A 26,214-nucleotide genomic window follows, 5' to 3' on the forward strand; every position below is an offset into this window, starting at 1 on the left:
CCAATTCCAACACAAAAAAATAAAGTGGTATTTCACCACTTTATTTTGCGTATTCCACTGCACGTGTTTCACGAATAACAGTAACTTTAATATGTCCTGGATAATCCAGTTCATTTTCAATACGTTTTCGAATATCACGAGCTAAACGATGAGCTTCTAAATCATCAATTGTATCCGGTTTTACCAGAATACGAACTTCACGTCCTGCTTGAATTGCGAAAGATTTTTCTACGCCTTCATAAGACTCTGAAATTTCTTCTAACTTTTCAAGACGACGAATGTAGTTCTCAAGTGTTTCACTACGAGCTCCCGGTCTTGCAGCTGATAATGCATCTGCTGCTGCAACTAGAACTGCAATGATAGAAGTTGGTTCTGTGTCACCATGGTGAGATGCGATACTGTTTATTACAACAGGGTGCTCTTTATATTTCGTTGCGAGTTCAACACCAATTTCAACGTGGCTACCTTCTACTTCATGATCAATTGCTTTTCCGATATCATGTAATAGACCAGCACGTCTTGCTAGTTTTTCATCCTCACCAAGCTCCGCTGCCATAAGTCCAGTTAAATATGCAACTTCCATAGAGTGTTTTAAGACGTTTTGTCCGTAACTTGTACGGTATTTTAAACGACCTAAAATCTTAATTAAATCTGGATGTAAGCCATGAACACCCACTTCAAACGTTGTTTGCTCTCCGACTTCACGAATATACTCGTCCACTTCACGTCTTGATTTTTCGACCATCTCTTCAATACGCGCTGGGTGAATACGTCCGTCCTGTACTAGTTTATCAAGAGCGATACGAGCTGTTTCACGACGAATCGGGTCAAATCCAGATAGAATTACCGCTTCTGGCGTATCATCGATAATAAGGTCAATACCTGTTAACGTTTCTAGCGTACGAATATTACGACCTTCACGTCCGATAATACGTCCTTTCATTTCGTCGTTTGGAAGATTTACAACCGAAACGGTTGTTTCAGCAACATGATCAGCTGCACATCTTTGCATTGCAAGAGATAAAATCTCTTTTGCTTTCTTATCCGCTTCTTCTTTCGCACGAACTTCACTTTCTTTTACCATAACGGCAATTTCATGAGAAACTTCACTTTCTACTTTACCAAGAATAATTGCTTTCGCTTGTTCGCGTGTCAGATTGGAAATGCGCTCTAATTCTGTTTGTTGCTTTTGAACTAACTCTCCCACTTTGCTTTCCAACTCTTCAATCTGTTGTTGTTTCGCTACAAGAGAATCCTCTTTCTTTTCCAACTGTTGCTCGCGCTTATCGAGCGTTTCGTCTTTACGATCAAGGTTCTCTTCTCTTTGCATTAAACGATTTTCTTGTTTTTGTAATTCGCTTCTACGGTCACGAATTTCTAATTCAGCTTCTGTACGAAGTGTATGAATTTCATCCTTTGCTTCTAAAAGCGCTTCTTTCTTAAGTGCTTCTGCCTCACGATTCGCTTCGTCTAGAATACGTTTCGCTTCATTAGTTGCACCATTAATCTTCGCTTCAGCAATAGACTTTCGAACAAAAAAGCCAACAACTGCACCGACTGTTGTTGCAAGCAAAATGGAGATGAGTATCCAAACTGTACTACTCATGATTTCACCTCCCCTTGCTATGAATGAAAAAAGACTGTCGGCATGTACATTGAATAGCAACGTACAGCAAAGACCGTCGTCCCGCTTTTTTAAGGGACTTTCTTCATTTCACAATTAAAATGTCATATTATTATTTCGGCAAGATTTAAGTCTTACTCCGAATATTACTTCTCTTCTTGAGAAGAGTATATCGTATATAAGAAAAAATATACATTCTCATTGTATCTATCGCAATTTTCATTGTCAAGCGTTGTCTACTTTTACTTTCTTTACCTTCAGCCCTGAATCTTATCTGAATTCGAAAAGTAGGTAGCATATTATCCTGGAAAACCTTAGTAAATCCCATTGTCTTCACGTAAAATATATGAATATTCCTCTTTATACATAGCCTTTTGGATAGAATAAATATTTTATCTCCAACTATATACAACGCTTTCATAGCGAATTTAAAAATAAAAGACACGATTCCGTGTCTTTTATTTTTAATCTTAAAGGGTTGAATCTTCCGTGTCTTCAACACCAGAGTCTTCACCAATTCCATGATGTTCACGAACAAAGAAGGCAATTTCCTCTCTTAAATCCGTATTCTCTTTTAAGAATTGCTTCGAATTCTCACGACCTTGTCCTAAGCGATCTTCATTATAAGAGTACCAAGCACCACTCTTTTGCACGATATCAAGTTCAGAAGCCATATCTAAGATTTCACCTTCTCTTGAAATACCTTCTCCGTACATAATATCAACTTCAGCAACACGGAATGGTGGTGCTACTTTATTTTTAACTACTTTTACTTTCGTTTTATTACCAACGATGTCGTTACCTTGTTTTAACTGCTCAGCACGACGCACTTCAAGACGGACAGTTGAATAGAATTTCAACGCACGACCACCTGGAGTTGTTTCTGGGTTTCCGAACATAACCCCAACTTTTTCACGAATTTGGTTGATAAAGATTGCGATTGTTTTTGATTTGTTGATTGCACCTGAAAGTTTACGAAGTGCTTGTGACATTAAACGTGCTTGTAAACCAACGTGAGAGTCACCCATGTCCCCTTCGATCTCAGCTTTCGGTACAAGAGCTGCTACAGAGTCAATTACGATAATATCAACCGCGCCACTTCGTACAAGTGCTTCTGCGATTTCTAGTCCTTGCTCCCCTGTATCAGGCTGTGATAATAGTAATTCATCGATGTTAACACCTAATTTTTGTGCATAAACAGGATCCATCGCATGCTCCGCATCGATAAATGCTGCTTGTCCACCTTGTCGCTGTACTTCCGCGATTGCATGTAATGAAACTGTTGTTTTACCTGAACTTTCAGGTCCGTAAATTTCAATAATACGGCCACGTGGGTATCCGCCTACCCCTAGTGCCACATCTAGTGCTAAAGAACCACTTGAAATTGTAGAAATTCTACGCTCCGCTTGTTCTCCTAATTTCATAATTGAACCTTTACCGAATTGCTTCTCTATTTGTTTTAACGCCATATCTAATGCCGCTTGACGATCACTCATTCATAACTCCTCCTTAACTGAACTGCTAATCTTATTATACCTATTTTCAATTCAATTTGCCAACAAAAATCGAACATTTATTCGATTTTTTTATTTTATATCGAATCAAACTAGATTTTCCCACAAAAAAAACCAGAAGAAACTTATATCTCTTCTAGTTTTTTGTATAAATGATAAAACCCATATTTTGTAGAGCGCTCTCTAATTTGTTGACGACTTCCACTTAAATTAAGAGGGAAGACTTCAGTCGGTTCATCCTTAATCGCCAATCCAACAAATACTGTTCCTGGTTCTTTATACTCTGAAGCATCAGGTCCTGCCACCCCAGTAAAACTAATTCCGATATCTGCTTTTAACAGTTCCTTTACATTTTCAGCAAGATAACGAGCACATTGTTTACTAACCGCGCCGTCAGTACGTAACACTTCTTCAGGTACATGTAAAATTTGTTGCTTTACTTCATTTTGATAACAAACGACACCGCCTTTAAACACAGACGAAACACCCGCATTTTCTGTTACTTGATTTCCAAAGAGACCGCCTGTTAAACTTTCTGCACATGCTAAAGTTAACCCTTTTTCCTTCAATAACTCTATTGCCTTGTAATGAAGAAAATCTTGGTCATATCCATAGAAAAATTCTCCTACTCTTTCTAAAATCAAATTTTCCACATGTTGAATTAGTTTCTCCGCCTCATTCGCATCATGATGTTTTGCAGTTAAACGTAATGTCACTTCTCCATCATTTGCGAGTGGTGCAATGGTCGGGTTCGTTTGTCCATCAATTAAATCTTGAACTTTTACCTCTAATTGAGATTCCCCAATACCGAAAAAGCGAAGAACGCGAGAATAAATATTTTCCCCTGTTGTAAAGTTACGTAAAAAAGGCTCTACGTAACTTACATACATCGGCTTCATTTCTTTTGGTGGCCCTGGTAATAAAATATAAACTTTTCCGTTTTTATTTAACCCCATGCCAGGCGCCATACCGTGATCATTCGCAAACACAGTCGATCCACTTAGAACGAGCGCCTGCTTTTTATTATTTTCCGTAAATTCACGGCCTGTACGCTTAAAATAATCGCTTATAGATGTTAATGCTGTTTCATCATACACAAGCTCTTCACCTAAGCTAGACGCTATTGTTTCTTTCGTCAAATCGTCTTTTGTCGGCCCTAATCCGCCCGTAAAAATAAGCATATCAGCGCGCTCTTCAGCCAATTCAATTGCCTTTTGTAATCGCTTGTTATTATCACCCACAACAGTATGATAGTACACATTTATTCCAATTGAAGCTAACTTTTCAGATAAAAACTGGGCATTTGTATTTGCAATTTGTCCAAGTAACAATTCAGTTCCAACCGCAATAATCTCAGCATTCATCCCAATTCCCCCATAAAACTTCTATTTTGAGTTTACAAAAGCAGCCCTATTTTTCCAGAAATAATCCCATCCTGAAATAACAGTAAAGATTAATGCAATCCATATGAAAATATCAGCAACTGGGATATGGATTAAATTTAAAGGTACATCGTGTAATAAATACGCTGCAATCGCAATAATTTGTGTCCATGTCTTAATTTTCCCTAACTGATTTGCTGCCACTACTTCCCCTGTCCCAGCAAGTACAAGGCGTAAACCTGTTACTGCAAACTCACGGCTTATAATTACAATAACGATCCAAGCAGGTACATATTGCATTTCTACCAATGTGATAAGTGCTGCCGAAACAAGTAATTTATCCGCTAACGGGTCAAGGAATTTCCCTAAATTCGTTACAAGATTATACTTTCTTGCATAATGTCCATCAATCCAATCTGTAGCCGAAGCAATAATAAAGATAAGTGCCCCTACTAAATGTTGAATTGGTAACTCTACATCACCAATTATTAATGAGCCCCACTCAAAGGGCGCTAACATAATTACCATAAAAATTGGAATTAAGAAGATTCTAGATATTGTAATTTTATTTGGTAAATTCACAGCTATTCCTCCATCATATCAAAAACATTTGTTCATTGAAAAAAGTCATCGAAGCGATGACTGTTATTGTGCAGGTTGCCCTATCCCTTGGTTTTTTATCACCAATCTTTGGTGATATTCTTTTTCTGGATCCAATGGGAAAGCAACCACTTGGCCATTCAGTTTAATTTCAACATTCGGTGCACTTCCGATATTAAGTCGCACTTCTTTTACTGTTGATAAATCACGTTTTTCTGTTTGACCACCTTGTACTGTAGTGTTTAGAATTTCGTTACCCGCATCATCTTTAACATCTACATAACTCGCACCTTTACCCGATATTTCCAGTTCTAATGTTTTATTATTATGAATTTCCAAAGTAGATACCTTACCAGTTGTTCCAACTACTTTTATCTCTTGCTGTCCAGTTGGTTGTGCTGGTTGTTCCTCTTTCTTTGGCTCTTCTTTTTTTGGTTCTTCTTTTTTTGGTTCTTCCGCTTTCTCTTCATCTTTCTTCGTATCTAGCGGAGAATTTTTTGCTTTTTGAACTTCAATTTTCTCACTTTGAGCATTTGGAACGTGCCTATCATCTTTTCCAGTTAACGCTTGAATAACAAACCAGACTACCACTCCAAATGCAATTACTAATAACGCAATCAAAATTTTTGGCATATGATCTGCAATTGGCCATGATGAAGATTTTTGCATTGTTTCTTGTGTTTTCTGTCCAGTTGATACTTGTGGAACATCGTGTTTTTCAGATTGTGGTATCGTACTCTGATATTCTACAAGCAGTTCCTCTCCATTTAACCCAACCGCATCTGCGTGTTGTTTAATGAATGCACGCGCATAAAAAGCCCCTGGCAATACATCATAATTGCCTTCTTCAATCGCTACTAAATGGCGTTTTTGAATTTTTGTAATTTCATGCAGCTGATCAATAGACAAGCCTTTCGCTTCTCTTGCTTCTGTCAGCTTTTGTCCTAATTCCGTCACTACTAACACCTCAATATTTCTTTAAAAGTCAAACATAGAGAAATTATTTTGCGTACCTTGCTCAATTTCATCTACTAAATTATATTGAATTTCTTCATCATAATCGTTACGCAATTCGATAATATAATCAAAATCATCCAATGTGTATTCCGACTGACTCACAAATACATCTGGATGTTCCACAACTTTCGTTGCAGGCAACCTCATGATTTCACGAACAAGCTGCCAATGTCTTTCATTTGCACGCTTTGTTGATACAATTCCATCTAGTATGAAAATATTATCGTCGCTATACTCATCTTCAATCAATTGGCTACGAACAGTTTGCTTAATAAGAGTCGATGATACGAATAGCCATCTCTTATTTGCACAAACACTTGCGGCAACAATGGATTCTGTTTTTCCGACACGAGGCATTCCTCGTATCCCAATTAGCTTATGACCTTCTTTTTTCATTATCTCCGCCATAAAGTCTACAAGTAAGCCTAATTCATCACGTACAAATCGAAATGTCTTCTTATCATCTGCATCTCGTTGTATGTACCTACCATGTCTAACTGCTAGCTTATCTCTAAGCTTTGGCGGACGATATTTCGTTACCGTTATATTATCCATCGTATTTAGAATTGATTCAAGTCTAGAGATTTGCTCTTGATTATCACACATAAGTAGAAGTCCACGTCGTGCATTATCTACACCATTAATTGTGACAATATTGATGCCAAGCATACCGATTAACGAAGAAACGTCACCAAGTAAGCCAGGTCGGTTTTTATGTATTTCATATTCAAAATACCATTCAATCATCCAAGATCACTCCCCCACGCTTACTTTACACCTACGTACTATATTATATGATTTCACCTTAATAGGGAAGCTAAATGTATAATCTATCCCTCTTAATTATTATACAAAAAAAGTAGAGAGGAGTTTCTCCTCTCTACTTTTACTTATGTTGTACAAACTTCACCATTAAATTTGCGATTGTATGTTGCTCTTGTTCATCAGCAACTTTCCAAAGCTCAGACAATAATTTTTCTTGATCGTTGCGCGCTTCTACTTCATTTGCTAAATAATCACCAACACGAAATGCCATATCTGATACGGCACCACCATCAAGCCCTTTTCCTCCCGCTTGTTCTAAACGTTCTCCTAAAAAGCTCTTCCACTGATCAAAATTATCTAACACTGACATGTTTAAGCACCTCACTACTTAGTAATAGAATCATGCTTAATTTGTACATTTTTTTATTTTTTATGTAAGAAATTTTTAACAATGCCAACCGCCATTCACTCCAATAATTTGTCCAGTTATGTAAGATGCTCCTGGTGATACGAGGAATGATACCGTTTTTGCTACCTCTTCTGGTAATCCCAATCTACCTAATGGAATCTCTTCAGCAATTTCATTCTTATCCTCTTCTGAAAATACACTTAGCATTTCCGTTTCAATTGCTCCTGGTGATACTGCATTAACACGTAATCCACTTAATGAAACTTCTTTTGCTAAAGCTTTTACATAAGAATTTTGCGCACCTTTTACCATTGAGTAAAGCACTTCACATGATGCGCCAATTTGTCCCCATATAGACGAAATAAGTACAATGTTACCGCTTTTTCGCTGAATCATTGGCGGAAGTGCCATTGATAGTAGTTTATAGATGCTCTTCACTTGAAGTTCCACCATATAATCCAATTCATCGTTTGTTACATCTGTTACTAGCCCAAAGATACTCTTCCCAGCTGCGTATACGATAACATCAATGGGATGTTTAATTTGTCCCCACAACTGCTCTGCTCCATCACTAGAAGCTAAATTTGCTTGAACAGGAATCACTTCAGCCCATTCCTTCTGTAACTCATTTACCTTCTCTTCACTGTTATTGTAATGAACATATACTGTATATCCATCCTGAATTAATTGTTTTGAAATAGCAGAGCCGATTCCTCCGCTCCCTCCAGTTACTAATGCATATTTTTTCATAATTTCCCTCTCTTATCTCTACAAGCTCATTTTTCATACAACTAAATAATACCCTCATCTTATAATTTATCAATGATAAGATGAGGGTATTATTATGAAACCTTTTATTTTTTCGGTAAAACTTGACAAACACTCATTTTTTCTTCTGATAATAATAATTTTGCTACTTCTTGTAAATCTTGAACAGTTAGACCTTCTAATACAGTCAATGCATCAAACAAGCTAGATTCATTAAACGCATATCGTGTAAATTGATTTGCAATATATTCCGGTGAATTCAACGATCGTAAAAAACCACCAATTTTCTTTTTCTTTACTCGTTCTAATGCTGCCTCATCTAATTGATCATAATTTGTGTTTAATAAAATACCTTTCAAACGCTCTTCCAATTCATCAGGTTGCTTCGTATCACCGCCAACCATTGCAAAACCGAAGTTATTCTCTTCCGTATAGTCATATGAGAACGAATCATCAATAAGCCCTTCATTATATAAAGCTTCGTAATGAACAGAACTTTTTCCAAATAAATAATCTAAAAGTAACGTAAGCGCAATTTCTTGTTTTAAAAGGGCTTTCCCTTTTTCTTGTAAATTCGTTGCTTTAATACCGACTAAACATTTTGGAGTTTGAACAGGCATTAAAATAATCTTTTTCTTTTCATTTACTTCTTCTGGTTCCTCTTCAAAAGAACGAACGATTTCCGGTTGGTTTTCGTAATCTTTTTTCTCTTGATTTTCACGAACTAAATCCATTGTTTTTTCAGGATCAATCGCTCCAACAACAAACAATAACATATTGCTTGGATGGTAAAAAGTCTCATAACACTCATACAATAGGTCTTTTGTAATTTTACTAATAGACTCAATCGTCCCTGCAATATCAATTTTAATTGGATGTTTCACAAACAAGCTATCGATTAATCCAAAATATAAACGCCAATCTGGATTATCTTGGTACATTTGAATTTCTTGGCCGATAATACCTTTTTCTTTTTCAACCGTTTTTTCTGAGAAATACGGTTCTTGAACAAAATTTAACAACGTATTTAAATTTCGCTCTACATTTGATGTACAAGAAAAAAGGTAAGCAGTTCTCGTAAAGGATGTAAAAGCATTTGCTGAAGCACCTTGTTTACTAAACAATTGAAATGCGTCATGGTCCTCCTTTTCGAACAATTTATGCTCAAGAAAATGAGCAATCCCATCTGGCACACGAGTCATTTCTTCTTTTCCAAGTGGGACAAACGTATTATCAACAGAACCGTACTTCGTCGTAAATGTCGCAAATGTTTTATTAAATCCTTGTTTCGGTAAAATGTATACATCTAAACCATTCGGAAGTTTTTCATAATATAGTGTCTCTTTTAATTGCTCATACACAATTTTCTCCATCTATTCTCCCTCCGTTCCATGTAAAAAGTAAATTGTATCTAGTTCAATATTTTTAGCAACTTTCACAATCTCTTCTTTCGTCACACTTTCTATACCCGTAAGCCATTCTTCAACTGGACGTGTACGATCTGAAATAACGCCATGATATAGCATTTCCACAAATCCACGCGGTGTATCAATTGCCTCTAATACTTGATTTTGAATGACACTTTTTGTTTGATGCATCTCTTCTTCAGAAAAATCACCATTTTGCATCGCTAGCATTTGTTCTTTTATAATTTCAACTGCTTTTTCATAATTTTTCGCTTCGATTCCTGACATAACAAACAACAAGCCTTTATGGCTTTCAAAGCGTGATGCTGCATAGTACGCTAAACTATTTTTTTCACGCACATTTACGAATAGCTTCGAATGAGAAAAGCCTCCAAATAACCCATTGAACAATTGCAGTGCGAAATAATCTTCATCTTTATATGTGACAAACGTACGATAACCGATGTGTAATTTGCTTTGTTTTAATTCTTGTTTTTCAACAACTTCTTTTTCTTCATTATTTCGCTTATGAAGGAGTACATTTCTTTCTCTCACAGGACGCGCTGAAATAGAAAAATACTTACTTACAAGGTCAACTGCACTTTCTGAAATATCACCAATAATATATAGATCCATTTCATCTTCTGCTAACACTTTTTGATAATATTGATATAGACTTTCATTTGTAATAGAAGCAACACTCTCTTTTTTTCCATTTGCACTTAATCGATACGGTTCTACTTTGCACATTTCTTCGATTAAACGCTCGTTTGCATAGCGCATTTTATCATCATAAGTAGCTTCAATTCGCTGCAAGAGCGCTCTTTTTTCACTTTCTACGATAGAAGGTAGGAAACTATTCCCCTCTGTTGCTGGATGTAAAACAATATCTGATAACATAGAAAGCGCTTTTTCAAATAACGGTGGTGCATCATGTAAATATACTTCATTTGCGATATCTACATAAATAGAGATGATATGGTCTTCCCCTTTTTTACTTACATCTACCGCTAAAGAAGATCCATATAATTCTTCTAAATATTGACGAAGACGAATTACAGAAGGCAGTTTTTCTGTCGCACTTTGCAATACGTATGGCAATAGGGCACGCTCTGTCACCGTCTCCTCATTTAAAGGTGCTTTAAAACGAAATACAAAGGTATTTGTTTTATATTTATCAGTCGGAATAATATGTACTCGCAAGCCACCTAATTCATGTAGTTGCTGTTCCATTAGTTTCATTAATAGCCCTCCTTTACGTATGTAGGAATATTCCTCTTCAATATACAGTTTTTAGAAATAAAAAATCAACTTTTCTTCCTTATTATGCTTACATTTGAGTCTTTCTAAAAACTTTAATATGTAAGGAACATAGTAAATTTCCGTATTAAATATATTCTATGTAAAAAAGCCCGCACTAATGTGCGAGCTTTTCTTATACTTTCTAAATACTCATCGTTTTCCTTTTTCATAAGGCGTTCCTAATGCTTTCGGAGCTTCAGATCGGCCCACAAAACCAACAAGTGCTAATATTGTAAATACATACGGTAATATCGTTAAGAATACACTTGGAATTTCTTTTAATACAGGAATTGTACCACCTGTTATCCCAAGTGATTGAGCAAATCCGAAGAATAGAGCTGCTCCAAGGGCGCCTAGTGGATTCCACTTACCGAAAATCATAGCTGCTAATGCTAAGAAACCTTGTCCAGTAATTGTAGCACCTGAGAAGTTACCAGAAATCGACATTGCAAAGACCGCACCACCCACTCCTGCAAACATTCCAGATATACAAACTGCAATATAGCGCATTTTATATACATTAATCCCCATCGTATCTGCTGCCATTGGATGTTCACCAACTGCACGAAGACGAAGACCGAACGGCGTTTTATAAATAATGTACCAGACAACAAAAGCTAAAATAATAGCAATATATGATGTTAACGGTACATTTGAGAAAAAGATTTTCCCGATTACCGGAATATCTGAAAGTCCTGGAACATCAATTTTTTCAATACGGTATTGAATAAAATCAGTTTGTCCTTTACCAAAGATTTTCTTAATCGCAAATACAGTTAAACCGAGAGCCAAAAAGTTAATCGCTACTCCACTTACTACTTGATCCGCACGGAATGTAATAGATGCTACTGCGTGAAGAAGTGCAAATAACCCACTACCAATTGCTGCAAATAATAGTGCAATCCAAGGAGTCATCGCTCCCCACGTATCACCCATTAATAACGTTGTAACGATACCAGTAAATGCACCAAATAACATTAAACCTTCTAACGCTATATTTACAACTCCAGAACGTTCACTGAACACCCCACCTAACGCCGTAAAAATAAGTGGCGCTGCCGTATATAACGTACCAGTCACAAGAATGGCTAAAATATCAATAAAGCTCATTTATTTCCCCTCCTTGCTCATGCGTGTAAGTGCCCAGCGTAAAACATAACTGCAAGCAACAAAGAAAATAATGCATGCGATAATAACATTAATTAACTCAGAAGGTACATCTGCTTCAAAATTCATTTGCGGGGCTGCACTTTTCAAACCACCGAACAGTAAAGCCGATAATAATATACCAAACGGATTATTTCCTCCAAGAAGAGCTACCGCAATCCCATCGAATCCAATACCAGTAAACGACGTCATTGCTGTCATACTTTGGAATGTTCCTAGACCTTCCATTGCCCCACCAATTCCAGCAAAAGCACCAGCAATTGTCATTGATAATACAACATTACGAGAGACTTTCATCCCTGCATATTGCGATGCATTTTGGTTAAAACCAACCGATTTCAACTCATATCCTAACGTAGTTCTATCTAACAAGAACCACATTACAATAGCAATTATAATAGCTACAACAATTCCCCAGTGCAAACGAGATCCATCTGTCAATGAAGATAGCCAATCAGAAGCTAATGAAGCACTCGCCTGTACATCATAAGATTTCTCGTTACCTTCATGTATAAAACGTTTAATAAGGTCATACGTAACATAAAGCGCAATGTAGTTCATCATAATTGTTACAATTACTTCATTTACTTTAAGCTTTCCTTTTAAATATCCAGGTATAAAACCCCATAAACCACCAGCAATCGCGGCTACTAAAATAGATAATGGAATATGCAAAAATGCCGGTAGCGATACTGCGTAACCAAACCAAACAGCGGCAAGCCACCCAACTAATAATTGTCCTTCTACCCCAATGTTAAAAAGACCGGTACGAAATGCAAATGCCACGGAAAGTCCTGCTAACACAAGCGGAATCATCGTACGTAACGTTTCACCAATCGCTTGCGGATTCCCAACCATTCCTTCCCAAAGCGCTGCATACCCAACAATTGGATCATATCCACTAACTAACATTACAATGGCACCAACAATTAAACCAAAAATAACGGATAATACGGGAACTAAAATATTAATTGTTCGCTCCGTTAAAAATTTTTTAGCCATTTGTATTCACCTTCTCTTTCTCCGTTCCGCCAGCCATCAACAAACCAAGCTGTTGTTCATTTGTTTCTTTTGCATCGACAATCGCTACAATTTTCCCTTCATATATAACAGCAACTCGATCGCTAACATTTAAAATTTCATCCAGTTCTAACGATAGAAGTAATACCGCTTTCCCATTATCTCTCTGCTCGATTAACTTCTTATGAATAAATTCAATCGCACCTACATCTAAACCACGTGTTGGTTGCGCTGCAATTAATAAATCTGGATTACGATCTACTTCACGTGCAATGATAGCCTTCTGCTGATTTCCACCTGATAGAGCACGCGCTAATGTTTGTTCGCTAGGCGTACGTACATCAAACTGTTCAATAAGCGCCTTTGCTTTCTCTGTGATTTTACTAAAGTTTAAAATCCCCTTCTTTGAAAATGGATTTTTATAGTACGTTTGCAAAACTATATTGTCTTTAACAGAAAAATCAAGCACTAGCCCGTGTTTATGACGGTCTTCTGGAATATGACCAATTCCTTCCTCTGTAATTCTTCGAACAGGCCAATTCGTTATTTCTTTTCCTTTAATTGCAATAGAACCTGACTCAACTTTTCGTAAACCAGTAATCGCCTCTATTAATTCACTTTGTCCATTTCCATCAATCCCTGCAATCCCAACAATTTCTCCTGCACGAACAGTTAAGTCAAGGCCTTTTACAGCAGGTAATTGGCGTGCATCATGAACGACAAGATTCGCAACAGACAGAACCTCTTCTTTCGGTTTGGCCACTATTTTTTCTGTTTTAAAATTCACTTGACGTCCGACCATTAATTCTGCAAGTTTATGTTCATCCATTTTCGCAACGTCAACTGTACCAATCCCTTTACCTTTACGAATAATTGTACAACGATCGCAAACTTCCATAATTTCTTTCAACTTATGTGTAATAAGAACGATAGATTTCCCTTCTTGTACAAGTTTTTTCATAATTTGAATCAATTCATTAATTTCTTGAGGGGTTAACACCGCAGTAGGTTCATCAAATATTAAAATCTCCGCACCACGATAAAGTGTCTTTAATATTTCAACCCTTTGCTGCATCCCAACCGAAATATCTTCAATCTTTGCATATGGATCAACAGCTAAACCGTACTGTTCAGATAATTGTTTAATTTCTTTTGCAGCCTCTTCAACAGCGATTTTCCCTTTTCTCTTCGGCTCATTTCCTAGAATAATATTCTCTGTAACTGTAAAATTATGAACAAGCATAAAATGCTGATGGACCATCCCAATTCCAAGGTCATTTGCTATGTTCGGATTTGTAATTTTTACAGGTTTCCCTTTAATTTTAATCTCTCCCTGTTCTGGTTGATACAAACCGAACAGTACATTCATTAGCGTTGATTTCCCTGCACCATTTTCTCCAAGTAAAGCATGTATTTCTCCCTGTTTTACTTGCAGCGTAATATCATCATTCGCCACAATGCCTGGGAATACTTTTGTAATATTGTTCATCTCAATTACGTATTCCATTTTGTTCCTCCTTCTAGCAGGGAACACTCCCCAATTACACTCTATTAAAAGTAATTTTATATATACAAAGGTTAGTTCTAAGAACTAACCTTTGCTATTTCTCTATCATTATTTCTTTAGAGAAGCTTCGTATGCTTTATATTCCTCATCTGTCGCAGGTACTTTAATTTCACCAGCAGTAATTTTCTTCTCAAATTCTTCTACTTTTGTTAAAATTTCTGGGTTTACTTTTTTCACATTGTCAGTTGTTTTCGCAATACCGACACCTTCATCTTTTAAGCCAAACTCTTCTACTTTACCGCCTTTTAACTTACCATCTTTCGCTTCTTGTGCCACTTTTGCAACTGCAATATCAACACGTTTTACCATCGAAGTTAAAGTTACATTTTCAGGCATACCTTCTTGGTTTTGGTCACGGTCAACACCGATTACCCAAACGTCTTCACCTTTTTTCTTGCGGTTTTTCGCTTCTGTGAATACACCGTTACCAGTTGCACCTGAAGCGTGATAAATTACGTCAACACCTTGACCGTACATTGCTGAAGCTAATACAGATCCTTTTTCTGGCTTATCAAACGCATCAGCATATTGCGATACAATTTCGATATTTGGATTTACTGCTTTTGCACCAGCTTTAAAACCTGATTCGAATTTTGTAATTAATGGACTCTTCACACCACCAACAAAACCTACTTTATTTGATTTTGTTGTCATTGCTGCTACAGCCCCAACTAAGAATGAACCTTCATGGTCTTTAAATGTAATACTTGTTACGTTTGGCTTATCCACAACTGTATCTACAATCGCAAACTGTTCTTTCGGATACTGTTCAGCTACTTTTGTAATTGATTTTTCCATTAAGTAACCAATACCAAATGTTGTGTTATAATTATCTTTCGCAAATTTCGTTAAATTCGGGATATAGTCTGCATCTTTACTTGATTGAAGATAACGGTATCCTTCATTTTTCTTTAAATTGTTGTCTTTACCAAATTTCGTTAAACCTTCCCAAGCTGATTGGTTGAATGATTTGTCATCAACGCCCCCAACATCTGTAACCATACCAACCTTAAACTCTTTATCCCCTTTTTTGTCACTATCCGCTTTATCCGAGTTACCACATGCACCTAACACTGTACTTGCTGCTAATGTTAACGATAATAAAAGACCTGTTTTTTTCTTCATACTAGAAACCCCTCCTGAAATGTTTTGTCTAATGATTCATACGCTGCTGTCCCTTACTTCTTGCTGTCACCTCCCTAAAAAGGAACTTCCCTACATACGTTTTCTTAATACGTGGAAGCTAAATTTATCAGCTCTAAAGTAATTAATAGAATATAAGATTGGCTCATCATTTTGATCATAGTGCATTTGTTTTAAAACTAGCAGTGCCGTTTCAGGTTCACATTCTAAAATCGGTGAAATTTTCGGATGATAACCTATCGGCTCAATGTGAGCAACTGCGTATGTGATTCGCTTGTGCGTATTATTATGTATTACTGTAAGCAGCGATTCCTCATTGTATCCCGATAAATCTGGTAATATCTCTTTTGCCAGTTTATCAATGCAATATACAACTGGTTCCCCATCCGCTGTACGAACACGCTCGATCATTACTGCACTAAAGCCATCTTCACAATTAAACTTCTCTTTTTCTTCTTCTGTTAAAGTTGTTGTAGATGATGATAAAAAGATTGTTCCTGGTGTTTTCCCCACACTAGAAATCATATCTGTAATACTAGAAAGTTGCTCTATTCCAGAAGAAAATAACGGCTTCGCATTTACAAACGTCCCTACACCATGTCTACGAATGACAACATTTTCTTCTTCTAAAATACGCAGTGCTTCCCTTAAAGTTGCCCTACTTACACCAAGCTCTTTCGCTAGATCAAACTCTGAAGGTAACTTTTGCTTTTCTTTATAAGCCCCATCTTTAATTTTTCCTTTGATGTGATCAATCACCCGTAAATATAGGTGACGACTATCGGATTTTACTGACATAAGACTCCCCCGCATTTCAATTATTCGACCTCTGATGTAAGACTTCTTTTCTCTTTTTTCAACTTACAACACAGCATAATTACTAAATACTAAAAATAAGTGTAATTATCGAACAAATATTAATAATTTTTCAAGATGAAATTTTCACTCTTTATTCCATAAAAAAAACTTTGCACCATAAACATTCCTCATATCGAGAAAAAGTTCGGCACAAAGATACTTTACATCCTTTGTTACACACTTTTCCCCCATAGTCTAGCAATTCATGGTTGCCAGGTAGAAACTTATGGACCTTATCTCCAAGATTATATGAGGCAGTGATTCTTTTCGAAGTAATCTTACCACTTGCTCCCATATGTGTCAACAGAATTCAACATTTTTCTACATTAAATATCGAACGTTTCGAAAACCAAAACAATAAGCATTCGTATTCTAAAGAGCACCCGGTTATGTAAGCCCTTTCTTTTATATTGACTATAGTATATAACAAAAATAGCATATAAAAAAGCCTAATCGTAAAAACAATTAGGCTTTTTTTCAAGAACTTTTTTCTTGCACATCTTTAATGAGTACTTCCCTCGGTTTACTACCTTCATAAGGACCTACTACACCATTCATTTCCATAGCATCGATTAAACGAGCCGCTCGCGTATATCCTACTCTAAATCTACGTTGTAACATAGACACAGATGCTGTTTGCATTTCTACTACAAGTTGAATCGCTTCATCGTATAATTCATCTTCTACTTCCTGCTTTGTTTCAGGAACATCTTGCGGAATCATATCCTCTTGATATTGCGCTTTTTGTTGCGCAACAACATATTCTACGACTCTCTCAACTTCATCATCTGATAAAAATGCTCCTTGTACACGAACAGGTTTCGATGCACCAATTGGTATGAACAACATATCTCCACGCCCCAGCAGCTTCTCTGCACCACCACCGTCAAGAATCGTTCGAGAGTCTGTTTGGGAAGATACAGCAAATGCAATACGCGATGGAATATTCGCTTTAATAACACCTGTAATTACATCAACTGACGGACGCTGAGTCGCAATAATTAAATGAATACCAGCAGCACGTGCCATTTGAGCTAAACGCATAATCGCATCTTCTACATCAGAAGAAGCAACCATCATTAAATCAGCTAACTCGTCCACAATTACTACAATATATGGTAATTCAGGTTGTTTCGCTTCCGATTGGCTATTATGCTCTTTAATATGATCGTTATACCCTTCAATGTTACGCGTACCGCTATGCGCGAATAATTCATAACGACGCTCCATTTCACTCACAACTTTCTTCAAAGCCTGTGACGCTTTTTTCGGATCAGTTACAACTGGCGTTAATAAATGCGGAACACCGTTATATACATTTAACTCTACCATTTTCGGATCAATCATCATTAATTTTACTTCATGCGGTTTCGCACGCATTAAAATACTTACAATAATTCCATTAATACATACACTCTTTCCGCTACCAGTCGCACCAGCTACTAATAAATGGGGCATTTTATTTAAACGTGCCAATACAGCCTCTCCTGTAATATCACGTCCAAGACCGATTAATAACTTCTCTTCTGGATGGTTATTCGCCTTTGAATCAAGAACTTCTCTAAGCGTTACCATAGAAACTTCTGAATTCGGAACCTCAATCCCAACAGCTGATTTCCCGGGAATAGGTGCTTCAATACGAATGTCTTTCGCTGCTAAAGCAAGCGCTAAATCATCACTTAAACTAACAATTTTGCTTACTTTTACTCCCATATCAGGATACACTTCATACTTCGTAACTGCGGGACCTCTATGTACTTTTGTTACTTTCGCTTTCACACCAAAACTTTGGAATGTACGTTCCAATTTACGAGCATTTTCATAAATTTCCGCATTTTCATTTGTAACTTGCTTATTTTTTGGAAACTTTAATATATCAAGCGAAGGAAGCTTATAATCTTTATTTTCCACATTAGAAAATTGCATAGGAGGCGCTTTCGTTTCACCTTCTAGAGATTCAACGATTTTTTCTCCTCGTTTCTTTTGAGGGTGCTCTTCTGGTGTAGCCGGAACTGTCTCTTCAATAAACGGAGGAGTGATTAAATCATTTTCATTTTCTTCTATCCGCTTTTCCGTCTCTTCACTTACTGGATAATTCTCAGTAAAATTTGAAATAATTGGCGGTCCGATTTCTATCTCTTCTACTGGCTCAATAGCCTCTTCTTGTTCGGCAACTCGTTCACGCCTCTTACTTCTTGTTGTTTTTGTCTTTTCAGTTTGCTCAGCGACCCTTTTAGATCTCCAATCTTTATAATCCCCTTGCATTACTTCGAATTGACTTCTAAGAATTCGCCCTACAGGAGCAAGTACTTCTCCAATATGCTTATTTGTTATACACAGTATTCCGAGTATAACTAAAATAATTCCAATGATATATGCTCCTACTTCGTCAAATAAGAAATAACACGTTGCGAACATAAGCGCACCGAACATACCACCACCTAAATGAACACTATCTGGGCCCTTTTTCATTTCAAGGAAGAAGTAATCTTTTGTACTAACAATTACAGAAGTATTTTGCACAGCTCCATCTTTCGTAAGAAGATTAAATAATGTAATATGACTAAACATTAATATTGCTAATACAATTAAATAAACACCTATTAGCCGTTTATTTAAAAGGTTTGGCCATCCACGCTTTATAACAAACGCAACAGATAAAGCTATTACACCTAACACACCAATTATGTACCACTCACCAAAGAAGAAGCGAAAAAATAACACAAACGATTTCCCTACTACACCTAGCTGTAAAATCGTAATAATTGAAAGTGCAAAAAGAGTCAACCCGACGATTTCATAATACAAAGTTGGCTTTATCGTACGCCTTGCTTTTGCCTTCGTCCCTCTTTGCTTTTGTTTTGCCATTTCTTCACCTCGTGTTCTAAAAATTAAGTACAACTTCCTAAAAAAGCTCTACTTATATGTCTTTCTCTCTATTTTTCTGGTCTTTATATCTTCTATTTTTACACTTCTTGTAAAATGTTAAATAAACAGAAGAAAGCAGCCTACTCATGGCTGCTCAACCGTCTTGTTTTTTATATTATACCATAGCTTCTAAACAAAATCCTTCTTTTTGCTAAAAGGTAATTTTCTGTCCAGGCTCAAACTCTAGGTAGTGAGACGGATTCGTACTTAACACACGTACAATCGAGTAACATTGATTATCCTCCTCAGAAACCATTAATTCCACGCCATTTACATTCACAACTTTTTGACTTTCGCATTGTGAATAATCGGCCGGATATACAAGTTGCTCTGGCATAATTGTATATAAAATCATTGTAGCATTGTCCCTTCTGTCTGATTGTCCCCACGCGTATCAATTAATTCGTTTAACTTCCGCAGCGCGCTACCAATACCACCGACATCATCTATAAGACCATACTTCACTGCATCTCCACCTATTACATTCGTCCCAATATCTCGCGTCAAATTCCCTTTTGCAAACATAAGCTCTTTAAAACGATCTTCCGTTACTTTCGAATGCTTTGTCACAAATCGAATGACTCTTTCTTGCATTTTATCCAAATACTCAAATGTTTGCGGCACACCTATAACAAGACCTGTTAAACGAATCGGATGAATTGTCATCGTCGCTGTTTCGGCAATAAATGAATAATCAGTTGAGACCGCAATCGGTACACCAATTGAATGCCCTCCTCCTAAAACAAGAGAGACAGTTGGTTTTGAAATCGAAGCCACCATTTCAGAAATTGCTAACCCAGCTTCAACGTCACCTCCAACTGTATTTAATATTAAAAGTAAGCCTTCAATTTTCGGATTTTGTTCGATCGCGACAATTTGCGGAATGATGTGCTCATATTTTGTTGTTTTATTTTGTGGCGGCAACTGAATATGACCTTCCACCTGCCCAACAATTGTTAAACAATGAATACGCGATTCATTCATTTGCGGTACATTCGTCTGTCCAAGTTGTTGAATTTTCTCCACTATAGAAGCTTCTTTCGGAATTTCTTTCGGCTCAGCTTCTTTTTCTTCATTTGTATAACGATCACGTTCTGTCATATCGTATCCCCTTTCACTCGTATATAACTATTATTTCTTAAGTTATAAATTTCATTCGATAGGGTTAAAAAAGAAAAAGATCACCTGTAAAGGTGATCTTTTTTATACTTCCATAATAATCGGTAAAATCATTGGCTTTCTCTTCGTTTCTTCGTACAAGAACTGCCCTAATAATTCACGAATATTTTGTTTTAACATAGACCATTCAATTGAATATTCTTTAATAGATTGTTCAACAATCATACGTACAATATCTGTAGAACGTTCGATCAATGCTTCTGATTCACGTACATATACGAAACCGCGTGAAATAATTTCTGGACCAGAGATGATTTTCTTTTCATCTTTACCAAGTGTCACAACAACAACTAAAATTCCATCTTGAGATAACATCTTTCTATCTCGAAGAACAATATTACCAACGTCGCCAACACCTAATCCATCAATTAAAACATTGCCAGCTTGCACTTTACCAACTAAGTTTGCTTCTTCATCGCCAAAAGCAATTACATCGCCTTTTTCTACAATAAAGATATTTTCTCTCGCAATACCTACATCTTCCGCTAAATATGCATGTGCTTTTTGCATACGGAACTCACCATGTACGGGTACAAAATATTTCGGCTTCATTAAATTCAACATCAGTTTTAATTCTTCTTGGCTACCATGACCTGAAACGTGAACTTTTCTTTCACCGTAATAAATAACTTCAGCTCCAGCTCTAAATAACAAATCAATAATTTTCGATACAGATATTTCATTCCCTGGAATAGGAGAAGCTGCAATAATAACCGTATCACCTTTACGAATTGAAATTTGTTTATGAGCTTGCTTCGCCATTCTAGAAAGGGCTGCCATTGGCTCACCTTGACTACCTGTTGTTAAAATAGCTACCTTTTTCTCTGGGAAATTGTCCACTTCTTGTAATGAAATAATCATACCTTCTGGAACCTCTAAATAACCAAGACGTCTTGCAATGTCTACCACTTTTACCATACTGCGTCCTACTACCGCTACTTTTCGTCCTGTTTCACCAGCTGCATCAAATACTTGTTGGATACGATGTACATTCGATGCAAATGAAGCAACAATAATACGACCTTCTGCACTATAGAACACTTTTGAAATCTCTATACCAACTTCTTTTTCTGAACCTGTATAACCAGGACGTTCAGCGTTTGTACTATCAGATAGTAAGCAAAGCACGCCTTCGTTTCCGATTTGCGCCATTTTCCCAAGATCTGCTCCATTATTTCCAATTGGAGTTTGATCAAATTTAAAGTCTCCTGTATACACTACAGCACCTTTTGATGTATGGAAACAAACACCAACAGAATCCGGAATACTATGTGTCGTTCCAAAGAATGACACAGTTGTTGAATTAAACTCTATAGTTGAATTCGAGTCAATTGTTTTTAAGTCTACACGGCCTAACATCCCCGCTTCGCCAAGCTTTTCTTGTATAAGCCCTACCGTTAATTTCGTCGCGTATACTGGAATAGATAATTTGCGAAGTACATAAACAATTCCACCAATATGATCCTCATGACCGTGAGTAATGAATAATCCTTTTACTCGCTCTTGATTTTCTACTAAATATGTAATGTCAGGAATAACAATATCAATTCCAAACATTTCATCTCCCGGGAACATCAATCCTGCATCTACAATAAAGATTTCAGAATCAATTTCAACACAGTACATGTTTTTTCCGATTTCACCTACTCCACCAAGAGCAAATACTTTAACAGACTCATTCTCTTTTCTCTTCATGTTGTTGCCTGGTTTAAAAATCTTGCAAACACTGATTTCACCAAAATTGCAGAGACACCAGGGGAAACTCTGCAACCACCATATATTCACCGTCCAAGACGAATGTCCTTACCGTTATGCGATATCATGTTCTTGTTTATTTTTTAAACCAGGTTTCACCTCTCTTTCATTATATAAATCAAATATCTTATTCGATATGATATGAAAATTTCATTAAATCATAATTTTTTCCAATTTTGCTAAGCATACCCGTACTAAGCTACTTAGCCATATTATACCTGATACAAGAAATAGAACACAAGTTAAATTATGCGAAAGACAAGAGAAGACACTAAAATGAGGTTATAAATTACGAGGGCGAAATTCATATCATCTTTATTATTTTTCCTACTCCATAAGAGTCTAATGGAAAAATATTCATGCGATTTCTTTGCATGAATATTAAACTCTATGCACTAAAATGTTTCATAATATATTAACTCTGCAATCAGTTTATAACAAATTAAATGTTATTTCTGCTTCCCCTACAACCTATTAACTCTAGGTGAATTTACTTCACATAATTTAAAAAATAAAAATGACCTAGTTTCACACTAGGTCATTTTTATTAACGAGGAATAGATTGCATTACAGATTGTAACGTTACTCTTTCTTCTTCTGTTAATGGAAGAAGTGGTAAACGTACCGAACCTACATCTAATCCAACCATTTGCATTGCTGTTTTTACTGGTGTTGGGCTTGGCGCCATAAATAGTGCATCTGTTACTCTTACTAGTAATTGATGTAATTTCTGCGCTTTTTTGAACTCTCCAGCTTGGAATGCAGCAATCATTTCTTGCATTTCATTGCCGATAACATGAGATGCTACAGAAACAATACCTTTTGCTCCAATTGCCATAGCTGGTAACGTTAAACCATCATCACCGCTGTATACTGCAAAGTCGTCCGCTGTTTTTTCAATGATTTCTGTCATTGTTAGCACATCGCCGCCTGCATCTTTAATCGCAACAATGTTTTCTATTTCTGATAAACGAACAACTGTATCAACGGAGATTTGTACAATAGATCGTCCTGGAACGTTATATAGCATAACCGGAAGCGGAGTGCTTTCAGCAATTGTTTTAAAGTGCTGATACATCCCTTCTTGGCTCGGTTTGTTATAATACGGTGCCACTAGCATTACTGCATCAACACCAACTTCAGTCGCCTTTTTTGTTAGCTCAACAGAAGCATGCGTATTATTGCTACCTGTTCCAGCGATTACGGGCACCCTTTTATCGACAACAGATACGACATGGCGATATAACGCTACTTTTTCTTCTGAAGTTAATGTAGGAGATTCACCTGTCGTTCCTCCTACCACGATTGCTGTTGTACCGTTATCAATTAAATAATTTACCAATTTCGTTGTCTTTGCAAAATCGATATTCCCGTTTATATCAAACGGTGTTACCATCGCGGTTGCAATTGTCCCAAAATCTATCATGGTCTCACTCCTTATTGTTCCAGTTGCTTTTCTTTTGAAAGCTCAAACGCACTATGTAATGCATTTACAGCCTCCACTAAATCGGTTTCTTTTACAAGAACCCAAATTGTCGTATGACTATCTGCTGATTGCAGAATTTGAATACCTTTTTCCGCTAAAGCTGTAACGATTTTCGCAGTAACCCCTGGGTATCCTGCCATTCCAGCTCCTACAATAGATACTTTTGCACAATGCTCTGTCACAATTGGCTCATATCCAAGATTATTTAATAATTCAACTGCACGACTTGATACATTATCACTCACCGTATAAGCTACTCCAGTAGGTGAAATGTTAATTAAATCGACACTTATTCCTTCATTCGCCATTTCTTTAAACACATGCTGTTGCAAATCATATGCCGTTTCTTTTGCAAGCACTTTGATTTGCGTCACATTTGATACGTGAGCGATACCTGTAACAGGCCGTTCTTCTACATCACGGCCTTTTGTAGCACCGTCAGATGCTGAAATAAGCGTACCTTCACTATCAGAATACGTAGAACGTACACGAAGCGGCACTTTTGCATGCATCGCAATTTCAACTGCACGTGGATGAACGACTTTTGCACCTTGATATGCCATGTTACAAATTTCATTGTACGTTACAGTTTGAAGATGGCGTGCATCTTTCACAATACGAGGATCCGCAGTCATAACACCTTCTACATCTGTGAAGATATCGATATATTCAGCATGAAGCGCAACACCTAACGCTGAAGCTGAAGTATCGCTACCTCCGCGTCCAAGTGTTGTCGTATCACCTTTTTTCGTTTGTCCTTGGAATCCTGTAACGACGATTACATCTACATTTTTTAACTCTTCATGTACGCGATCACAATTCATTTCAATAATCTTAGCATTCGTAAAATCATCATTTGTTACAAAACCAGCTTGTGCACCATTTAACGCTGCTGCTTTTATACCGTTCTCATTTAACATATTAGAGAAGACGATTGCTGAGATTAATTCTCCGCATGATAATAATAAATCTTGCTCACGATTAGAAATGTTAGATTCCTCTTTATTTACAAGACTTAACAAAGTATCAGTTGCATATGGTTCACCTTTACGGCCCATAGCAGATACGACAGTAACTACTTTATAACCCGCATCTAACGATTTTTTTATATGATGAAGCGCATGCTTACGTCCATTTTCATCACGTACTGATGTGCCACCAAATTTTTGAACAATTATTTTCATATTTTGCACCTTCTCTTAGCCGTTTACACTAATTGTAATTTTACTAAGCGCTCTGCAATTTGAACCGAATTCCATGCAGCGCCTTTTAATAAGTTATCAGATACGACCCAAAGGTGGAATCCTTTATCGTTATTTAAATCTTTACGGATTCTTCCAACGAATACTTCGTTTTTACCTACTGCAGTAGCTGGCATTGGGTATAATTGTTCTGCTGGATTATCTTGCAGTACAATCCCTTCTGCATTTGCAAGTAAGTTCTTTAATTCTTCTACTGTAACGCCTTCTTTTTCCACTTCAATGTACACAGATTCCGAATGACCTGATACAACTGGTAAACGTACACATGTCGCAGCTACTTCTAGTTCTGGCATATGCATAATTTTTTTCGTTTCATTAATCATTTTCATTTCTTCAAATGTAAATCCATTATCTTGGAATTTATCAATCTGTGGAATAGCATTAAAAGCGATTTGGAAATGCTTCTCATCACCTGATACAGGTAAAACATTCGCTTTAACTTCTTCTCCATTTAAGATTGCTTGTGATTGTTCATGAAGTTCTTCAATAGCTGCTGCACCAGCACCTGATACAGCTTGGTATGTGGAAACGATTACTCGTTTTAAACCATATTGCTGACGAACTGGCTCAAGAGCTACTACCATTTGAATTGTAGAACAATTTGGATTTGCAATGATACCATTATGCTCTTTTAAGTCATTTTCATTTACTTCAGGTACAACAAGTGGCACGTTTTCTGTCATACGGAATGCGCTTGTATTATCAACAACAATTGCACCGCGCTTTGCTGCTTCTGGCGCTAATTGTTTCGATACAGATCCACCTGCACTAAATAGTGCAATATCTACTCCTTCAAAACTTTCAGGAGTTGCCTCTTGAACTGTAAATTCTTCGCCTTTAAATACAAGTTTCTTACCTGCAGATCGTTTAGATGAAAGTAACGTTAACTTCCCAATTGGAAATTCTCGTTTCTCTAAAGTATTTAACATTTGTTCACCAACTGCGCCGGTTGCTCCAACTACAGCGACATGAAAAGTTTTTTGCTTTTCCATCACTATGCCCCTTTCTAGATACCAATCCTTCTATAACTTAGAATTAGAAGGAGCTAAAAATGCCCCTCCC

General features: G+C 36.8%; 22 protein-coding genes and 1 riboswitch. All 22 genes read right to left on the bottom strand.

Features of this window, described 5'->3' with window-relative positions:
• Nucleotides 1-40: 40 nt before the first annotated feature.
• Entirely contained in the window at nt 41-1,606 is a 1,566-nt protein-coding gene (gene rny, locus LUS72_RS18445; RefSeq protein WP_071746754.1) for a ribonuclease Y, read from the bottom strand.
• 488 nt (nt 1,607-2,094) lie between these two features.
• Nucleotides 2,095-3,120, bottom strand: a complete 1,026-nt coding sequence (gene recA / locus LUS72_RS18450; protein ID WP_264447773.1) for a recombinase RecA — start codon at nt 3,118-3,120, stop codon at nt 2,095-2,097.
• 143 nt (nt 3,121-3,263) lie between these two features.
• The gene (locus LUS72_RS18455) at nt 3,264-4,502 is read right to left on the bottom strand and encodes a competence/damage-inducible protein A (RefSeq protein ID WP_097830990.1); all 1,239 of its coding nucleotides are present in this window, start codon (nt 4,500-4,502) and stop codon (nt 3,264-3,266) included.
• 21 nt (nt 4,503-4,523) lie between these two features.
• Nucleotides 4,524-5,102, bottom strand: a complete 579-nt coding sequence (gene pgsA / locus LUS72_RS18460; protein WP_097830989.1) for a CDP-diacylglycerol--glycerol-3-phosphate 3-phosphatidyltransferase — start codon at nt 5,100-5,102, stop codon at nt 4,524-4,526.
• 63 nt (nt 5,103-5,165) lie between these two features.
• Nucleotides 5,166-6,077 (bottom strand): helix-turn-helix domain-containing protein, encoded by a 912-nt coding sequence (locus LUS72_RS18465; RefSeq protein ID WP_097830988.1) that lies wholly within the window; start codon nt 6,075-6,077, stop codon nt 5,166-5,168.
• 21 nt (nt 6,078-6,098) lie between these two features.
• On the bottom strand, nt 6,099-6,884 hold the full coding sequence (locus LUS72_RS18470; RefSeq protein ID WP_000574107.1) for a DUF3388 domain-containing protein: 786 nt from the start codon (nt 6,882-6,884) through the stop codon (nt 6,099-6,101).
• Nucleotides 6,885-7,023: 139 nt separating this feature from the next.
• Nucleotides 7,024-7,272 (bottom strand): DUF3243 domain-containing protein, encoded by a 249-nt coding sequence (locus tag LUS72_RS18475; RefSeq protein ID WP_000114449.1) that lies wholly within the window; start codon nt 7,270-7,272, stop codon nt 7,024-7,026.
• A gap of 75 nt (nt 7,273-7,347) precedes the next feature.
• Nucleotides 7,348-8,061: an elongation factor P 5-aminopentanone reductase gene (gene ymfI, locus LUS72_RS18480; protein ID WP_097830987.1), complete on the bottom strand. Its 714-nt coding sequence runs from the start codon at nt 8,059-8,061 to the stop codon at nt 7,348-7,350.
• Between the two features lie 104 nt (nt 8,062-8,165).
• Complete coding sequence (gene yfmH / locus LUS72_RS18485; RefSeq protein WP_264447781.1) at nt 8,166-9,452, bottom strand: EF-P 5-aminopentanol modification-associated protein YfmH; 1,287 nt, start codon at nt 9,450-9,452, stop codon at nt 8,166-8,168.
• Entirely contained in the window at nt 9,453-10,727 is a 1,275-nt protein-coding gene (gene yfmF, locus LUS72_RS18490) for an EF-P 5-aminopentanol modification-associated protein YfmF (RefSeq protein WP_097830985.1), read from the bottom strand.
• A 210-nt stretch (nt 10,728-10,937) separates the two neighbouring features.
• The gene (locus tag LUS72_RS18495; RefSeq protein ID WP_000008059.1) at nt 10,938-11,897 is read right to left on the bottom strand and encodes an ABC transporter permease; all 960 of its coding nucleotides are present in this window, start codon (nt 11,895-11,897) and stop codon (nt 10,938-10,940) included.
• Nucleotides 11,898-12,956: an ABC transporter permease gene (locus LUS72_RS18500; protein ID WP_264447784.1), complete on the bottom strand. Its 1,059-nt coding sequence runs from the start codon at nt 12,954-12,956 to the stop codon at nt 11,898-11,900.
• Nucleotides 12,949-14,481, bottom strand: a complete 1,533-nt coding sequence (locus LUS72_RS18505) for an ABC transporter ATP-binding protein (protein ID WP_097830984.1) — start codon at nt 14,479-14,481, stop codon at nt 12,949-12,951. Before LUS72_RS18505 ends, LUS72_RS18500 begins: the two co-directional genes overlap by 8 nt.
• A gap of 108 nt (nt 14,482-14,589) precedes the next feature.
• The gene (locus LUS72_RS18510; RefSeq protein ID WP_097830983.1) at nt 14,590-15,666 is read right to left on the bottom strand and encodes a BMP family lipoprotein; all 1,077 of its coding nucleotides are present in this window, start codon (nt 15,664-15,666) and stop codon (nt 14,590-14,592) included.
• A 90-nt stretch (nt 15,667-15,756) separates the two neighbouring features.
• Nucleotides 15,757-16,482: a GntR family transcriptional regulator gene (locus tag LUS72_RS18515; RefSeq protein WP_002121705.1), complete on the bottom strand. Its 726-nt coding sequence runs from the start codon at nt 16,480-16,482 to the stop codon at nt 15,757-15,759.
• A 231-nt stretch (nt 16,483-16,713) separates the two neighbouring features.
• Nucleotides 16,714-16,815, bottom strand: a riboswitch (purine riboswitch).
• Between the two features lie 204 nt (nt 16,816-17,019).
• Complete coding sequence (locus LUS72_RS18520) at nt 17,020-19,410, bottom strand: DNA translocase FtsK (protein ID WP_097830982.1); 2,391 nt, start codon at nt 19,408-19,410, stop codon at nt 17,020-17,022.
• A 211-nt stretch (nt 19,411-19,621) separates the two neighbouring features.
• Nucleotides 19,622-19,825: a YlzJ-like family protein gene (locus tag LUS72_RS18525; protein ID WP_000605032.1), complete on the bottom strand. Its 204-nt coding sequence runs from the start codon at nt 19,823-19,825 to the stop codon at nt 19,622-19,624.
• Entirely contained in the window at nt 19,822-20,571 is a 750-nt protein-coding gene (gene tepA, locus LUS72_RS18530; protein ID WP_097830981.1) for a translocation-enhancing protein TepA, read from the bottom strand. Before tepA ends, LUS72_RS18525 begins: the two co-directional genes overlap by 4 nt.
• Before the next feature lie 102 nt (nt 20,572-20,673).
• The gene (locus tag LUS72_RS18535; protein WP_097830980.1) at nt 20,674-22,344 is read right to left on the bottom strand and encodes a ribonuclease J; all 1,671 of its coding nucleotides are present in this window, start codon (nt 22,342-22,344) and stop codon (nt 20,674-20,676) included.
• 607 nt (nt 22,345-22,951) lie between these two features.
• Nucleotides 22,952-23,830: a 4-hydroxy-tetrahydrodipicolinate synthase gene (gene dapA / locus LUS72_RS18540; protein ID WP_097830979.1), complete on the bottom strand. Its 879-nt coding sequence runs from the start codon at nt 23,828-23,830 to the stop codon at nt 22,952-22,954.
• An 11-nt stretch (nt 23,831-23,841) separates the two neighbouring features.
• Nucleotides 23,842-25,074, bottom strand: coding sequence for an aspartate kinase (gene dapG / locus LUS72_RS18545; protein ID WP_097830978.1), 1,233 nt, complete (start codon nt 25,072-25,074; stop codon nt 23,842-23,844).
• A 23-nt stretch (nt 25,075-25,097) separates the two neighbouring features.
• Nucleotides 25,098-26,144: an aspartate-semialdehyde dehydrogenase gene (asd, locus tag LUS72_RS18550; RefSeq protein ID WP_097830977.1), complete on the bottom strand. Its 1,047-nt coding sequence runs from the start codon at nt 26,142-26,144 to the stop codon at nt 25,098-25,100.
• Nucleotides 26,145-26,214: the final 70 nt, after the last annotated feature.

Origin of the sequence: Bacillus cereus, from assembly GCF_025917685.1 — a bacterium.
GTDB lineage: Bacteria > Bacillota > Bacilli > Bacillales > Bacillaceae_G > Bacillus_A > Bacillus_A cereus_AT.

Coding starts and splice junctions, on each gene's coding strand:
- LUS72_RS18515 (WP_002121705.1), bottom strand. CDS start 16,482: ATGTCAGTAAAATCCGATAGTCGTCACCTATATTTACGGGTGATTGAT.
- rny (WP_071746754.1), bottom strand. CDS start 1,606: ATGAGTAGTACAGTTTGGATACTCATCTCCATTTTGCTTGCAACAACA.
- ymfI (WP_097830987.1), bottom strand. CDS start 8,061: ATGAAAAAATATGCATTAGTAACTGGAGGGAGCGGAGGAATCGGCTCT.
- LUS72_RS18495 (WP_000008059.1), bottom strand. CDS start 11,897: ATGAGCTTTATTGATATTTTAGCCATTCTTGTGACTGGTACGTTATAT.
- LUS72_RS18470 (WP_000574107.1), bottom strand. CDS start 6,884: ATGATTGAATGGTATTTTGAATATGAAATACATAAAAACCGACCTGGC.
- LUS72_RS18505 (WP_097830984.1), bottom strand. CDS start 14,481: ATGGAATACGTAATTGAGATGAACAATATTACAAAAGTATTCCCAGGC.
- recA (WP_264447773.1), bottom strand. CDS start 3,120: ATGAGTGATCGTCAAGCGGCATTAGATATGGCGTTAAAACAAATAGAG.
- dapA (WP_097830979.1), bottom strand. CDS start 23,830: ATGATAGATTTTGGGACAATTGCAACCGCGATGGTAACACCGTTTGAT.
- LUS72_RS18525 (WP_000605032.1), bottom strand. CDS start 19,825: ATGATTTTATATACAATTATGCCAGAGCAACTTGTATATCCGGCCGAT.
- yfmF (WP_097830985.1), bottom strand. CDS start 10,727: ATGAAACTAATGGAACAGCAACTACATGAATTAGGTGGCTTGCGAGTA.
- LUS72_RS18475 (WP_000114449.1), bottom strand. CDS start 7,272: ATGTCAGTGTTAGATAATTTTGATCAGTGGAAGAGCTTTTTAGGAGAA.
- asd (WP_097830977.1), bottom strand. CDS start 26,144: ATGGAAAAGCAAAAAACTTTTCATGTCGCTGTAGTTGGAGCAACCGGC.
- tepA (WP_097830981.1), bottom strand. CDS start 20,571: ATGACAGAACGTGATCGTTATACAAATGAAGAAAAAGAAGCTGAGCCG.
- LUS72_RS18500 (WP_264447784.1), bottom strand. CDS start 12,956: ATGGCTAAAAAATTTTTAACGGAGCGAACAATTAATATTTTAGTTCCC.
- LUS72_RS18535 (WP_097830980.1), bottom strand. CDS start 22,344: ATGAAGAGAAAAGAGAATGAGTCTGTTAAAGTATTTGCTCTTGGTGGA.
- LUS72_RS18520 (WP_097830982.1), bottom strand. CDS start 19,410: ATGGCAAAACAAAAGCAAAGAGGGACGAAGGCAAAAGCAAGGCGTACG.
- LUS72_RS18455 (WP_097830990.1), bottom strand. CDS start 4,502: ATGAATGCTGAGATTATTGCGGTTGGAACTGAATTGTTACTTGGACAA.
- dapG (WP_097830978.1), bottom strand. CDS start 25,074: ATGAAAATAATTGTTCAAAAATTTGGTGGCACATCAGTACGTGATGAA.
- LUS72_RS18510 (WP_097830983.1), bottom strand. CDS start 15,666: ATGAAGAAAAAAACAGGTCTTTTATTATCGTTAACATTAGCAGCAAGT.
- yfmH (WP_264447781.1), bottom strand. CDS start 9,452: ATGGAGAAAATTGTGTATGAGCAATTAAAAGAGACACTATATTATGAA.